At 65.3% G+C, this 13,854-nt stretch carries 14 protein-coding genes and 2 tRNA genes; 6 read left to right on the top strand and 10 right to left on the bottom strand.

Annotated elements, in window-relative coordinates; translation table 11 throughout:
• Nucleotides 1-17: 17 nt before the first annotated feature.
• Genes sdhA through sdhC form a run of 3 tightly spaced genes read right to left on the bottom strand, consistent with a single transcriptional unit; the run spans nt 18 to nt 2,512 of the window.
• Nucleotides 18-1,790, bottom strand: coding sequence for a succinate dehydrogenase flavoprotein subunit (sdhA, locus tag ACJ7IV_RS04950; protein WP_483866036.1), 1,773 nt, complete (start codon nt 1,788-1,790; stop codon nt 18-20).
• Nucleotides 1,791-1,793: 3 nt separating this feature from the next.
• Nucleotides 1,794-2,141 carry a succinate dehydrogenase, hydrophobic membrane anchor protein gene (sdhD, locus tag ACJ7IV_RS04945; protein ID WP_483866035.1) on the bottom strand — a complete coding sequence of 116 codons (348 nt, stop codon included), beginning with the start codon at nt 2,139-2,141 and terminating at the stop codon, nt 1,794-1,796.
• Entirely contained in the window at nt 2,135-2,512 is a 378-nt protein-coding gene (gene sdhC, locus ACJ7IV_RS04940; protein ID WP_232912903.1) for a succinate dehydrogenase, cytochrome b556 subunit, read from the bottom strand. Before sdhC ends, sdhD begins: the two co-directional genes overlap by 7 nt.
• A gap of 452 nt (nt 2,513-2,964) precedes the next feature.
• On the opposite strand from sdhC, the gene gltA reads away from it, so the two are divergent.
• Both gltA and ACJ7IV_RS04930 read left to right on the top strand, forming a co-directional pair.
• Complete coding sequence (gene gltA / locus ACJ7IV_RS04935; protein WP_483866034.1) at nt 2,965-4,248, top strand: citrate synthase; 1,284 nt, start codon at nt 2,965-2,967, stop codon at nt 4,246-4,248.
• Nucleotides 4,249-4,336: 88 nt separating this feature from the next.
• Nucleotides 4,337-5,227 carry an NAD(P)-dependent oxidoreductase gene (locus ACJ7IV_RS04930; protein ID WP_483866033.1) on the top strand — a complete coding sequence of 297 codons (891 nt, stop codon included), beginning with the start codon at nt 4,337-4,339 and terminating at the stop codon, nt 5,225-5,227.
• 406 nt (nt 5,228-5,633) lie between these two features.
• Here the strand turns inward: ACJ7IV_RS04930 and ACJ7IV_RS04925 are convergent.
• The 3 genes from ACJ7IV_RS04925 to gltX all read right to left on the bottom strand — a co-directional run bounded on the left by ACJ7IV_RS04925 (nt 5,634) and on the right by gltX (nt 7,347).
• Nucleotides 5,634-5,709, bottom strand: a tRNA-Glu gene (locus ACJ7IV_RS04925).
• A gap of 24 nt (nt 5,710-5,733) precedes the next feature.
• Nucleotides 5,734-5,809: transfer RNA gene (locus tag ACJ7IV_RS04920), tRNA-Ala, on the bottom strand.
• Nucleotides 5,810-5,868: 59 nt separating this feature from the next.
• Nucleotides 5,869-7,347 carry a glutamate--tRNA ligase gene (gene gltX, locus ACJ7IV_RS04915; RefSeq protein ID WP_483866032.1) on the bottom strand — a complete coding sequence of 493 codons (1,479 nt, stop codon included), beginning with the start codon at nt 7,345-7,347 and terminating at the stop codon, nt 5,869-5,871.
• A 135-nt stretch (nt 7,348-7,482) separates the two neighbouring features.
• Here gltX and ACJ7IV_RS04910 point away from each other — a divergent pair, with 135 nt between their 5' ends.
• Together ACJ7IV_RS04910 and ACJ7IV_RS04905 are read left to right on the top strand one after the other, a co-directional pair.
• Entirely contained in the window at nt 7,483-8,223 is a 741-nt protein-coding gene (locus ACJ7IV_RS04910) for an SDR family NAD(P)-dependent oxidoreductase (RefSeq protein ID WP_483866031.1), read from the top strand.
• 106 nt (nt 8,224-8,329) lie between these two features.
• Complete coding sequence (locus tag ACJ7IV_RS04905) at nt 8,330-8,926, top strand: helix-turn-helix domain-containing protein (RefSeq protein WP_483866030.1); 597 nt, start codon at nt 8,330-8,332, stop codon at nt 8,924-8,926.
• A gap of 29 nt (nt 8,927-8,955) precedes the next feature.
• On the opposite strand, the gene ACJ7IV_RS04900 is transcribed toward ACJ7IV_RS04905, so the two are convergent.
• Nucleotides 8,956-9,522 carry a hypothetical protein gene (locus ACJ7IV_RS04900; RefSeq protein WP_483866029.1) on the bottom strand — a complete coding sequence of 189 codons (567 nt, stop codon included), beginning with the start codon at nt 9,520-9,522 and terminating at the stop codon, nt 8,956-8,958.
• Between the two features lie 85 nt (nt 9,523-9,607).
• A complete protein-coding gene (locus tag ACJ7IV_RS04895) occupies nt 9,608-9,931 on the bottom strand; it encodes a TraR/DksA family transcriptional regulator (RefSeq protein WP_483866028.1) in 324 nt (107 codons plus the stop codon).
• Nucleotides 9,932-10,101: 170 nt separating this feature from the next.
• On the opposite strand from ACJ7IV_RS04895, the gene dusA reads away from it, so the two are divergent.
• On the top strand, nt 10,102-11,097 hold the full coding sequence (gene dusA / locus ACJ7IV_RS04890; protein ID WP_483866545.1) for a tRNA dihydrouridine(20/20a) synthase DusA: 996 nt from the start codon (nt 10,102-10,104) through the stop codon (nt 11,095-11,097).
• Between the two features lie 6 nt (nt 11,098-11,103).
• Here the strand turns inward: dusA and ACJ7IV_RS04885 are convergent, their stop codons facing one another.
• Complete coding sequence (locus ACJ7IV_RS04885) at nt 11,104-12,135, bottom strand: succinylglutamate desuccinylase/aspartoacylase family protein (RefSeq protein ID WP_483866027.1); 1,032 nt, start codon at nt 12,133-12,135, stop codon at nt 11,104-11,106.
• A 241-nt stretch (nt 12,136-12,376) separates the two neighbouring features.
• On the opposite strand from ACJ7IV_RS04885, the gene ACJ7IV_RS04880 reads away from it, so the two are divergent.
• Nucleotides 12,377-12,991, top strand: a complete 615-nt coding sequence (locus tag ACJ7IV_RS04880; protein ID WP_483866026.1) for a TetR family transcriptional regulator — start codon at nt 12,377-12,379, stop codon at nt 12,989-12,991.
• A 13-nt stretch (nt 12,992-13,004) separates the two neighbouring features.
• On the opposite strand, the gene ACJ7IV_RS04875 is transcribed toward ACJ7IV_RS04880, so the two are convergent.
• On the bottom strand, nt 13,005-13,673 hold the full coding sequence (locus ACJ7IV_RS04875; RefSeq protein WP_483866025.1) for a hypothetical protein: 669 nt from the start codon (nt 13,671-13,673) through the stop codon (nt 13,005-13,007).
• Between the last annotated feature and the right edge of the window lie 181 nt (nt 13,674-13,854).

The following is a 13,854-nucleotide window of genomic DNA, read 5'->3' as shown; positions in this document are numbered from 1 at the left end:
CCCTCGTATTTGCTGAATTAGTAGGTACGGACTTTCGGCTCGAAGGTGTCGACGGTCCTGGGTGCGAAGTTCACATCGCGCTTGCCGACCGTCTTGTCGGCCGGGAAGTAGAGCGAGTGCTTCAGCCAGTTGACGTCGTCACGGTCCGGGTAGTCGTAGCGAGAGTGGGCGCCACGGCTCTCCTTGCGCTCCAGCGCAGCGATGGCGGTGGCCTCGGCGACCTCCATCAGGTTGTCGAGCTCGAGGGCCTCGACGCGGGCAGTGTTGAAGGCGTTGCTCTTGTCGGGCAGGTAGGCGTTGGCGATGCGGCCACGCAGTTCGGCCAGCTGCTTGACGCCCTTCTGCATGTTCTCCTCTTCGCGGAACACGCCGAAGGAGTTCTGCATGATGGCCTGCAGCTCGCGCTTGAGCTCCGGCACAGTCTCGCCGCCCTCGGACTCGTTCCAGCGGGTGATGCGCTTCATCGCGGTCTCGACATCGGACTCGGAGGCGTCCAGGTAGTCGATGCCCTCGTTGAGCGCGCCCTCGATGAACATGCCCGCCGCGCGGCCGAACACCACCAGGTCGAGTAGCGAGTTGCCACCCAGGCGGTTGGCGCCGTGGACCGAGACACAGGCCGCCTCGCCACAGGCGAACAGGCCGTTGACGATCTGGTCCTTGCCGTCTTCACCACGCATGATGGCCTGGCCGTGCACGTTGGTCGGCACGCCACCCATCATGTAGTGACAGGTCGGCACCACCGGGATCGGCTCCTTGGCCGGATCCACGTGGGCGAAGGTCTTGGAGAGCTCGACGATGCCGGGCAGGCGCTTGCCGAGGACTTCCTCGCCCAGGTGATCCAGCTTGAGGTAGACGTGGTCGCCGTTCTCGCCGCAGCCACGGCCCTCGAGGATCTCCATGACCATGGAGCGGGCGACCACGTCGCGGCCGGCCAGGTCCTTGGCGTTGGGCGCATAGCGCTCCATGAATCGCTCGCCATCCTTGTTGACCAGGTAGCCACCCTCGCCACGGCAACCCTCGGTGACCAGGGTGCCCGCACCGTAGATGCCGGTGGGGTGGAACTGCCACATCTCCATGTCCTGCATCGGGAAGCCAGCACGCAGCGCCATGCCGATGCCGTCACCGGTGTTGATCAGGGCATTGGTGGTGGAGGCGTAGATGCGCCCGGAACCACCGGTGGCCAGCACGGTCGCCTTGGACTTCACGTGCACCACTTCGCCGGTCTCGATGTCCATGGCGATGCAGCCCACCACGTCGCCGTTGGCATTCTTGACCAGATCGACGGCATACCACTCGTTGAGGAAGGTGGTGTTGTTCTTCAGGTTGTTCTGATAGAGCGTATGCAGCAGGGCGTGACCGGTACGGTCGGCCGCCGCACAGGTGCGTGCCGCCTGGCCGCCGGCACCGTAGTCCTTGGACTGGCCGCCGAACGGGCGCTGGTAGATGCGACCGTTGTCGAAGCGCGAGAACGGCAGGCCCATGTGCTCGAGCTCGAAGACGGCCTTGGGCCCCTCGGAACACATGTATTCGGCGGCGTCCTGGTCGGCGATATAGTCGCCGCCCTTGACGGTGTCGTACATGTGCCAGCGCCAGTCGTCGTTGGGATCGGCGGAGGCGATGGCACAGGTGATGCCACCCTGGGCAGACACGGTGTGCGAGCGTGTCGGGAAGACCTTGGAGAGGACCGCGGTCTTCTTGCCGGACTTGGCGAGTTCCAGGGCGGCCCGCAGGCCGGCACCACCACCGCCGATAATGATGGCGTCGAAGGTCAGGCTACGCATGTTGGACATGAATCAGGCTCCCCACAGAATCTGAATGCCCCAGACCAGGAAGGCAAAAATGGCCAGGATGACAAGAAGTTGAACGGTCACGCGGATGGCGGTCGGCTTGAGATAGTCGGTGGTCACGGTCCACAGCCCCACCCAGGCGTGGCCAGCCAGAGAGACGAAGGCCAGCAGCGAGAAGATGCGCATCCAGGTCTGGGCGAACAGGCCGCTCCAGGTCGCGTAGTCGAGATTCGGGTTGAACAGCAGGTAGAGAACGATGAAGATCGTATAGAGCGCCAGGATGATGGCCGAGACCCGCTGGATCAGCCAGTCAGAGAGGCCACTGCGGCCGAGGTTCGTGACGTTGGTTACCATACCCAGACTCCCGCCAGAATGATCAGTACGGCGCTCACCACCACGGTGATCTGCGCCTTCTTGTGGCCGCCCTCGAGGGTCACGCCGATATCCATGTCCATCAGCAGGTGCTTGATGCCGGCAACGAAGTGGAATGCCAGGGCAGACAGCAGACCCCAGGCGACCAGCTTGGCCAGGAAGTTGCCGGCCAGTGCATCGCTTACCGCGACAAAGCCTGCCGGGGAGGAGAGCGATGTGCTCAACGCCCAGAAGGCAAAGATCAGGCCAATGAAAAGGATGACGCCGGTGATGCGGTGAGCGATCGACGTCAGGGCGGGTAGCGGAAACTGTATCGTGGACAGATCCAGATTTACGGGTCGTTTGCTATTCACGGCTCTCTACACACTCTCTATGGCCCGCTTTGGGAAGCCTGGACAGGCGCCGGGCGGGCGGTGGTTTCGGGAAGGCATCGGCCGTTGCCGGAGGGCGGCAAGACCGGCTGTACCTGCCAGTCGCGCGGGGTGGATTATAGGGGCCCGCCCGCCCCATGACAAACCGGGCGCCCCCCGACTAGACCATGGTACAAAGCTCTCGCCCTTCCCTTTTCTCCGCTGTGCCGGCGTGAGCCGCCGGGCAGCCCCGCACAATGGTGCTTTGCACCATTTCCTATGCAAACCCTATGCAAAAAGAACACCAACGTAGATGAGAGCCCTCGCCATGGGCTAATTGACAATCGCTGGGACGCTTCTATAGTGGGCGAACCTTTTTCGCCGGCATCCCCTGCGAAGACGCCAAAGAATGAATGACTTATCGCCCTAATCACGAACTCGAGAGGAGGCCTTTCATGGCTGACAGGAAAGCGACGCTGACGGTTGACGGCCTGGACAAGACGATCGAACTGCCCGTCTACTCGGGCTCCCTGGGTCCCGACGTCGTCGACGTCCGTGGACTCGGCGCCGAGGGCTTGTTCACCTATGATCCCGGCTTCATGGCCACCTCCTCCTGCCAGTCGGCCATCACCTACATCGATGGTGGCCAGGGCGTCCTGCTGCATCGCGGCTACCCGATCGACCAGCTGGCGAAGGAGTCGAACTTCGTCGAGCTCTGCTACCTGCTGCTGTTCGGCGAACTGCCCAACGACGAGCAGTACGCCGACTTCGAGTCGCGGGTCAGCAACCACACCATGGTCCACGACCAGATCAACAACTTCTTCAAGGGCTTCCGTCGTGACGCCCATCCGATGTCGATCCTGTGCGGCGTGGTGGGTGGCCTGGCCGCCTTCTATCACGACCACATGGACATCAACGTCGAGGAGGATCGCATCATCAGCGCGATCCGCCTGATCGCCAAGATGCCGACCATCGCCGCGATGTCCTACAAGTACAATGTGGGCCAGCCGTTCAACTACCCGCGCAACGACCTGAACTATGCAGAGAACTTCCTCTACATGATGTTCAGCACGCCGTGCGAGGAGTACAAGATCAACCCGGTCTACGCCAAGGCGATGGACCGCATCTTCATGCTGCATGCCGACCACGAGCAGAACGCCTCCACCTCCACGGTGCGCCTGGCGGGCTCCACCGGCGCCAATCCGTTCGCCTGCATCAGTGCCGGCATCGCGGCCCTGTGGGGCCCGGCCCACGGCGGCGCCAACGAGGCGGTGCTCAAGATGCTCGACGAGATCGGAGACGATTCCGAGGAGAACATCCAGCGCTTCATCGACAAGGCCAAGGACAAGGATGATCCCTTCAAGCTGATGGGCTTCGGCCACCGTGTCTATCGCAACTTCGACCCGCGCGCCAAGGTGATGAAGGAGACCTGCGATGAGGTCCTGGCCGAGCTCGGCATCGACGACCCGCAGCTAAAGATCGCCAAGCGCCTGGAGCAGATCGCCCTGGAGGACGAGTACTTCGTCGAGCGCAAGCTCTACCCCAACGTCGACTTCTACTCCGGCATCATCCTCAAGGCCATGGGCATCCCGACCAACATGTTCACCGTGATCTTCGCGGTGTCGCGCACCATCGGCTGGATCTCCCACTGGCACGAGATGCTCAGCGACAGCTACAAGATCGGTCGCCCGCGCCAGCTCTATACCGGTCACGATCAGCGCGACTATCCTGCCAAGTAAGTCGCTGGCAGGCATCGCGTCCCATCACAGAAAGCCGCCTTCGGGCGGTTTTCTGCGTTATCCCAACCCGAAGAACAAGGAATTCTCCATGAGCCAGAAGATCTCCACCGTCGCCTTTATCGGCCTGGGCGTGATGGGCTACCCCATGGCCGGCCACCTGGCCCGCTCAGGCCTCGAGGTGCGCGTCTACAACCGCACCGCGGCCAAGGCCGAGGCCTGGACCGGGGAGCACGGCGGCAGCCACCACGCAACGCCGTGCGAGGCCGCCAGCGGTGCCGACCTGGTACTGGTCTGCGTGGGCAACGACGACGACGTACGCGAGGTCACCACCGGCGAGAACGGCGCCCTCTCCGGCATGACCGAGGGCAGCCTGCTGGTGGACCACACCACGGCTTCCGCTGATCTCGCCGAGGAGCTGGATGCCGCTTGCCGCGAGCGCGGCATCGGCTTCGTGGACGCCCCGGTCTCCGGCGGCCAGCAGGGCGCCGAGAACGGCGCCCTGACCATCATGTGCGGTGGCGATGACGCCGATTTTTCCCGCATCGAGCCGCTGCTCGGCCACTACGGTCGCGCGGTAACGCTGATGGGCCCCGCCGGCAGCGGCCAGCTCACCAAGATGGTCAATCAGATCTGCATCGCCGGCCTGGTCCAGGGGCTGGCCGAGGGGCTGCACTTTGCCGAGCAGGCCGGTCTCGACCGCCAGCGGGTAGTGGACGTGATCTCCAAGGGGGCCGCCGGCTCCTGGCAGATGGAGAACCGCCACGGGACCATGATCGCCGATGAATATGAGCACGGCTTCGCCGTTGACTGGATGCGCAAGGATCTCGGCATCTGCCTTGAACAGGCACGCCGACTCCAGGCTCGCCTGCCGGTAACCGCCCTGGTCGACCAGTTCTATGCCGACGTCCAGGTAATGGGCGGCGGTCGCTGGGACACCTCCTCGCTGCTGCGTCGCCTGCGCGCCGTGAAGCCCGACTGACCCTTTCCCGCGGCGGCCTTCAGGGCCGCCGCAAGGTTGTTTTTCCACCGCCCCGGCGTTTTCCACACATTCTGTGGATAACCCTGTTCAAAACCCCTCGAAAAGGTCTCACAATCGCCATGATCAGCGGCCTGAGCTTAGATTGATCATTTTTTGATCGCGCATAAACTATTGTTTTTAAAGGGATTTAATTAAAAGCCAGGCAGCACGGGCCTTTGCGGCCAAACTATGCACAGACAGCCGCACGGAACCATGCCGAGTGGACAAGTCAAGCGGAAATCGCCACGAAATCGGCGTCAGGGAGGGGGTATAACGTGAGAAATGTCAACGCTGGCAACAGGCGCTTTGAGGTACCACCGGGGAACAAAAAGGGCACCCACAAGGGGGTGCCCTTTTTGAATCAAGATGGCGTCCCATAGGGGGTTCGAACCCCTGTTCCCGCCGTGAAAGGGCGGTGTCCTAGGCCACTAGACGAATGGGACGTAACCTTCACGCTGCGCACGAATTGGTGGAGCCTAGCGGGATCGAACCGCTGACCTCAACACTGCCAGTGTTGCGCTCTCCCAGCTGAGCTAAGGCCCCAACGTGCCGTGAAGACGAGGCGTATGTTACTGATCCGCCCCGACTTCGTCAACTCTTTTTCAGAGCTCCCTGTATTCCTTCTCGAAGCGCTTGGCCTGCTTCTTGGAGACACCGCCCAGCACCTCGATGGCGTGTCGAAGGCGGGCGCGGGTCATGTCCGAGCCGAGGATCGCCATGGCATCCATCACCGAGGTGCTGGAGGGCGAGCCGGTCACGGCAATGAACACCGGAGCCAGGAACTCCTTCATCTTGAGCTCGAAGTGTGCCGCAAGCGCCTTGACCTCGGCGAGCAGCGCCTCCTTGTGCCAGGCGGGTAGCGTCTCGAAACGCCACACCAGGAACTGCAGCAGCTTGAGCAGGTCCTCGCGGCCCAGCTTCACACCGTCGAAGCTCTCCTCGGTGATGCGCGGCAGGCCGGAGAAGAAGTGCCCCGCGAGCGGCACCACTTCGGAGAGGGTCTCCACGCGTGGGCGCACCTGGGGCAGGATCTCCCTGACGTAGGGCTCGTTGAAGGCCCACTCCATCAGCGCCTTGAGGAAACCCTCGTCGTCCAGCTCCTCGCGGATATAGAGGCCGTTGAGCCAGGTCAGCTTCTCCAGGTCGAAGACCGGCCCGCCCAGCGAGACTCGCTGGATGTCGAAGTGGGCCATCATCTCGTCGAGGCTGAACTTCTCGCGCTCATCCGGCATCGACCAGCCCATGCGACCCAGGTAGTTGGTGACCGCCTGGGGCAGATAGCCCATGCGCCGGTAGTAGTTGATCGAGGTCGGGTTCTTGCGCTTGGAGAGCTTCGACTTGTCCGGGTTGCGCAGCAGCGGCATATGGCAGAGCTGCGGCATCTCCCAGCCGAAGTACTCGTAGAGCAGCTGGTGCTTGGGGGCGGAGTTGATCCACTCCTCGCCGCGCAGCACATGGGTGATGCCCATCAGGTGGTCATCCACCACATTGGCCAGGTGGTAGGTGGGCATGCCGTCGGACTTGAGCAGGATCTGGGCATCCACCTGGGCCCAGTCCACCTCGATGGTGCCGCGCAGCATGTCCTGCACCACACAGGTGCCGCTCGCCGGCACCTGCATGCGCACCACATGCGGCCACCCCTCCTTCTCGCGGCGTGCCTGCTCCTCGGCGGGCAGAGCCAGATCGGCGGGCTTGAGCGCCAGGTGCATGCCCGCGGCCTTGCGTGCCTCGCGCAGCTCGTCCAGCTCCTCGCTGGTGCGGTAGCAGCGGAAGGCGTGGCCCGACTCGATCAGCTGGCGGGCGTACTCCGCGTAGATATCGCCGCGTTCGCTCTGGCGGTAGGGGCCATGGGGGCCGCCCACGTCGGGCCCCTCGTCCCACTCCAGGCCCAGCCAGCGCAGCGAGTCGAGGATCATCTGTTCCGATTCGGCGGTGGAGCGCACCCGGTCGGTATCTTCGATGCGCAGGATGAACTGACCGCCATGCTGGCGGGCGAAGCACAGATTGAACAGGGCGATGTAGGCGGTGCCGACGTGGGGGTCGCCGGTCGGTGATGGCGCGATACGCGTGCGTACGGTCATGTCGTTACGGTGTCCCGGGTCCGATGGTGGATGGATGGCGGCATTATACGCACCTGCCGACGCCTCGGCAGCCGTGGCGGGGAATCATCCTGCCTGACCGGGGTCAATGTCTGGTCATCTGCGAAGGAGAGCGTGATGCTCGGCCAACTCCCCGAGGGCTTTACCGCCCTGATCACCGGTGCCGGAGGCGGCATCGGCGCGGCCGTGGTGGACGCCCTGCTGGCGAGTCCGCGACCCGGCCGCGTGATTGCCGTCAGCCGCCAGCCGACAAGCCGCAACGACGAGCGCTTCGAGGGCCTGGCCCTGGATCTCGCCACACCTGAGGGACGCGCGGGCCTGTCCCACCATCTCGACGGCCGCCCGCTGCACCTGCTGTTCAATGCCATCGGCCTGCTTCACGACGAGGGCCAGGGGATCCACCCGGAGAAGCGCCTCGACGACCTCGATCCACAGGCGCTGGCGCAGCTGTTCGAGATCAATGCCACCCTGCCGGCGATGCTGCTCCAGGCACTGCAGCCCGCCCTGAAGGGAAGCCACCCCACGCTGGTGGCCAGCCTATCGGCTCGAGTGGGCTCCATCGGGGACAATCGCCTGGGTGGCTGGTACGCCTATCGCGCCAGCAAGGCGGCCCATAACATGCTGATGAAGACCGCGGCGGTGGAGCTGCGCCGCCTCAACCGCGCCAGCACCGTGGTCTGCCTGCACCCCGGTACCACCGACTCCCCGCTGTCGGCGCCCTTCCAGGCCCGGGTGCCCGAAGGCAAGCTGTTCACCCCGGCCTTCGTCGCCGAGCGGCTGCTCGCCGTGCTGGGCGAGCGCACCCCGGAGGAGAGCGGCAGCTTCTGCGACTGGGCTGGCGAGCCGGTCGCCTGGTAGCCGGCCGCTGATGCAGCGTTGGCTGCACGCTATTGCACAGGCCCAGGTGATCGCAGATCATCCCGGGTCATCACAACAACCTCACGAAAGTCGACAGGATGGAGACATGCACCAACTAGGCCCGCGGATCAAGGCGTTGCGCGAGGAAGCCAAGCTCAACAAGGCCGCCCTCGCTCGCCGGGTGGGCGTCTCGGACGTGACCATATCCTACTGGGAGTCCGGGGCCATCAAGCAGATCGGTCACGAGCGCCTGGTCGCCCTGGCCCGCGCCCTGGAGTGCCCGCTCTCCCGCCTGCTGGAGGGTGACAGCAGTAACCGCGCCGCGCCGCTCTATCTGCGGCGACTCCCGCCGGCTCCCTGGCATGATCGCCACGCCGGGCGCATCGACCTGCCCTTTGAACTGGTGCCCGAACTCGAGTGGGAGGGCGACTGCTTCCTGGTCACGCCGGCCCCCGACGAGCCCTTCGACTATCTCGCCCCCGGTGACCTGGTCGCAGTGGCGCCCACCGACATCTTCCGCCGTGCAGGGCTCTACCTGATCCAGCAGGAGGGAGAGCACCGCGTGCGCCATGTGACCCAGGCGACAAATGGCGCGTTGCGCTTCGCCCACCCCGGCGCCGACACCTCCTCGGGCTACACCACCGACACCCTGCTGCTGGGCAAGCTGCTGGCACGCTGGCAGCCCGGCCTGCTACAGACATGACCGACTAGCGGCGTCTTGCCGACGGGCGTCTACTCGACTCGCAGCACTTCCACCTGATCGTGGGTACGGCGCGTCTCGCTGCCCACCAGGAAACGCTGGCTGTAGCTGGCCACCTGCCCCAGGCCATGCCGGGATTGCCCCACCAGGGGGCCGCTGAGGTGCTCGTTCTCCTCGCCCAGGCGGTCACGCACCGAACGTGGCTGAACGCTGCCCTCCTGCACATCGACGGTGACACGATAGCCACCATCCGGTAGCCCGCTGCCGGGGCCGAAGGGACCCGCCACGAAACCGCCAGCCTCCACCGACACGCGCTCGCGCCAGCGCACCCCGCTAAGTTCCCTCTCCACGATGACCTGAAGGCGAGTTGCCTCGGGCAGGTTGGTATCGCCCTCCACCGTCAGGCGCCGATCGCTACCCAGTCGGGAGGTAATCTCGATAGCCACCGGCTGGTCGAAGGTCGGCACCTCGGGTGACTCGGGCGCAGCCTCCGACTCGGGAGTCTCGGCGGCGGAGCTCGTCTCGGCAGGCTCGCTCACCGCCTGCTCCTCACCACCACTGCAGCCGGCCAGCATCACCATCAGCAAGCCTGCTGCCATTGCTCGATACCACGCCCTCATTCACTCCTCCCACCCGATCGATGACTGGCCAGACTACCACCTTTCCCCGGCGCGACGCCTTCACTCAGGCGGATTCGGCGCAGGTGCGACACAGGGTGGTATAGGGCACCGCCGCCAGCCGGCGGCTATCGATGGGTTCACCACACCGCTCGCACTCCTCTCCCTCGCCATCGTCGATACGCTTCAGCGCATGCATCACCTGGCGAAGCTCGTCCTCGACCTCCTGCTGCAGGGCCTCGACCACTTCATCGTTCTGCAGCTCGATGGACTGGTCCTCCATGTCCTTGTCCAGCGGACCACCCCGCTGCTCCTTGTGGGCCTTGTAACGGTCGAAACGGTCGATCAGCTCGTTGCGCAACGCTTCCAGCTCCTGCTTGCGATCCATCATGGCTCGCTCCTCCTGAGGGTAGGTGGGGACAGTATGGACGAAGAAGACCCGCCGCGGCTTGGTACCAGATCAAGACGCGATAAACGCCAGGCGTCGATGGCCAGTGGTTGGCCAGAATTTGACCAGTGCTGATACACTATGCACCTTCTCGACCGACACCCGTGATGCCGATGCCCCAGCTCGACCGTACCTTCTCCGTGGCGCCCATGATGGACTGGACGACCCGCGACTACCGCGCCTTCGCCCGGACCCTGACGCGCCACGCCCTGCTCTATACCGAGATGGTGACCACCGGGGCCATCCTGCACGGCAGTCCGCGCGAGCGCTTCCTCGGCTTTGATGAGGTGGAGCATCCCCTCGCCCTGCAGCTGGGCGGCAGCGATGCCGGCGAGCTGGCCGAGTGCGCGGCCATCGCCGAGGCGTGGGGCTATGACGAGGTCAACCTCAACGTCGGTTGTCCCAGCGATCGGGTGCAGAACAACCTGATCGGCGCCTGCCTGATGGGCCACCCGGAGAAGGTGGCCGCCGCCGTGCGCGCCATGCACGAGGCGGTATCGATCCCGGTCACCGTCAAGTGTCGCATCGGCATCGACGACCAGGACGAGGACACGGATCTTTCGCGCTTCATCGATATCGTCGCCGACGCCGGCTGCGACACCTTCATCGTGCATGCGCGCAAGGCGTGGCTGGAGGGACTCTCCCCCAAGGAGAACCGCGATGTGCCACCGCTCAACTACCCCCGGGTGCATCGTCTCAAGGCGAACCGCCCCGAGCTGCATATCGGCATCAACGGGGGATTAAAGACGCTCGATGCCTGCCGCGAGCAGCTCGAATACGTCGACAGCGTGATGGTCGGCCGCGAGGCCTACCAGAACCCCTGGCTGCTGGCCGGCGTCGATGAGGCGCTCTACGGCGAGCAGGGGCCGGCAGTGAGCCGCCATGCAGCGGCCCGCGCCCTGCGCCCCTATATCGCCCGACGCCTCGAAGAGGGCGCCAAGCTCAACCACCTCACCCGCCACCTGCTGGGCCTCTTCCAGGGCCAGCCGGGCGGGCGCAAGTTCCGCCGCCACCTCTCCGAGAACGCCCATCGCGAGGGCGCGAGCCTGGCGGTGTTCGACGACGCCCTGGGCCTGGTCGCCGAACGCGAGGCCGCCGCCGTGGCCTGAGGCCGCTCAGTAGAGCGGGTCGGGTGGCGGCTCCAGGCTGGAGTGGAAGTCCTCGATGGCGCTCTCCGCCTCCTCGATGGCATCGAAGCGCGCGATATGGAACAGCGCCTCGCCCTCGTTGGCCAGCGGCAAGCGGCTCATGCCGATGACGATACCGTCGGCCATGGCATGCACCTCTCCTTCCGCGTTGCCGAAGGGATCCGCCACCCGGCCCAGCACATCGTCCTTGGCCACCCGGGCACCCAGGCGCACCTTGGGGCGCAGGATGCCGTCGATGGGTGCCCGTGCCCAGCTCGAGCCATTGGCCACCTCGGCGGCCGGCGGATCGCGACGACGCCGCTCACCGGCCAGCATGCCCAGACGACGCATCACTCGCAGAACCCCGCGCACGCCGGGGGTGATCGCCCACTCGTCGAAGCGCAACGCCTCGCCGGCCTCGTAGGTGAGCACCGGGATGCCGCGGTTCTGGGCATAGTGGCGCAGGCTCCCCTCGCGCAACTCGGCGTTGAGGATCACCGGCGCACCGAAGGCGTTGGCCATGCGCTCGGTCTCGCTGCCGGGCACCAGCTGGGCGCGGATCTGGGGCAAGTTGGTGCGATGGATCGCCCCGGTGTGCAGGTCGATGATATGGGTGGCCTGATCGACGATCGCCTCGCGGAAAAGCGACGCCATGCGCCCGCCCAGAGAGCCCGACTCGCTGCCCGGGAAGCAGCGGTTGAGATCGCGCCGGTCGGGCAGGTAGCGACTGTGCTGCACGAAACCGAAGACGTTCACGATGGGGGCGGCGATCAAGGTGCCGCGCAGCCCCTGCAGCTGCTTTGAGCGCAACAGACGCCGTACGATCTCCACGCTGTTGATCTCGTCACCGTGGATGCCCCCGCACACCAGCAGCGTCGGCCCTGCCTGGCGGCCGTGAACCACCTCCACCGGGATCGAGAGTGGCGCATGGGTATAAAGGCGTGCGGCGGGCACATCGATCTGGGTGCGGCTGCCGGCGGCAATTCTGACACCGGCGAGGTCGAAGGGGGCTCTGGCCATCGGGCACTCCTGAGGCAATCGTTCACCTGATTCTTATACGCCTCGCACAGGATATTGGCGAGCCCATGGAACTGCCGTAGCCTCCACGCCCCTCGGCGGCCCGGCACACCGGGAGCCGTCGCCGGAACAGCCTCGGGTAGCCACGGCCGCTTTGACGGCCACCTCAAGCATACATTCGTGCATGTAAAATGCCCTGTGATCGGGTAGAATGGAAGCCTGTTATCCGCATGAGATTCTGCCCATGGCCAGACGCACCAAGGCCGAGGCCGCCGCCACCCGCGAGGCCCTGCTCGACGCCGCCGAGGAGGTTTTCCTGGAGAAGGGGGTCGCCCGGACCTCCCTCGAGCAGATCGCCCGCCACGCCGGCATGACCCGCGGTGCAGTCTACTGGCATTTCCGCAACAAGGCCGACCTCTTCCAGGCGATGCTCGGCCGGGTGCGCATGCCATTCCAGGAACTGGTTGCGGAGATCGGTGATCCAAGTCTGGTGGAGCGCCCCCTGGAGGCCATTCGACTGGCCATCCTGAAGGGGTTCGAGCGTCTGGAGCAGCCCCACTACCGGCGAGTCCACGCCATCCTGATTCACCACTGCGAGGTGTTCGGCGATATCGACCCGCTGGCCATGCAGAACGAGATGGCCGACGAGGCCTGCGGTGCGCTGGCCGACTACTTCGCCTGCGCCGCCCGCCTGGGCCATCTGCGCGACGACCTCTCGCCGGTCATCGCCGCCGAGCTGATGCAGGCGATGCTCGGCGGCCTCTTCCACGACTGGCTGCGCAACCACGAGCGCTTCTCGCTGGTGGCCAAGGGCCGCGAGCTGGTGGATACCCAGCTCGCCCTGATGCGTCGCGCCTAACCACTCAGATCCATCAAACGGTGGCCGAGCGGCCTCCACCAAGGCGCAGGCGGTGGAGGTGTGAGCGCGCCTCACGAAACTCCCCGGCGTCGACGCTGCGATAGGCCCCCTCCTCCGCCACATACTTGACCAGCACCCGGTGTTCACCGACGCGTGGCATGCTGCCCTCCTTGCCGTGCAGACGCACCTCATGCTGCGGGTCATCGAGCAGGGAGGCGCGGGTCCACCCATCGCCATCCGGTTCGGCCAGTACCTCGACATGCTCACCGAGCAGGCAGCGCTGGTGGCCGAGCAGGTGGCGATGAAACCAGCGACGCATCGAACCGCAGAGTGCCGCGGCCAGCGGTGAGGCGATGGCGAAGGCGCCCCACAGCACCACCACCCCCAGCGGCACCCGGAACAGGCCCAGCTCCAGCCAGCGCAGGCCGAGCAGCTCCACCGCCAGGGTGATGGCCGCGGCCAGCAGCAGCAGTACCGAGAGCGAAAACGAGGCCGGCACGCCGGCGAAGCCCAGGGCGACCAGCGAGCTTGAGAGATAGTCCCCCTTCAGGCTGTCGTGCTCGAAGAGCTCCAGCGGCGCCAGGTGCAGCGCCACCAGTACCCAGTAGAGCAGTGCCAGCGGCAGCAGCACGCTGAACACCACCACCGGAAAACTCAGCGCAATCTCCATGACGAACTGCATGACTACCTCCTCACGGTAATACTTAGCGGACGAAACAACTGCTGACCCTCACTATAGCCGATCCCACGCGCCCCGTGGCCCCCGTGCCCTGACCTGGGTCATGGGCGGCGCAGCGGGTCCTGAAACGCCAAGGGGCGCCTCCCGAGAGGCGCCCCTTGGCGCGGTTGCCACCATCCGCACA

Source organism: Halomonas sp. C10-5 (assembly GCF_057169305.1).
This window is presented reverse-complemented; position numbering and strand designations above follow the sequence as displayed.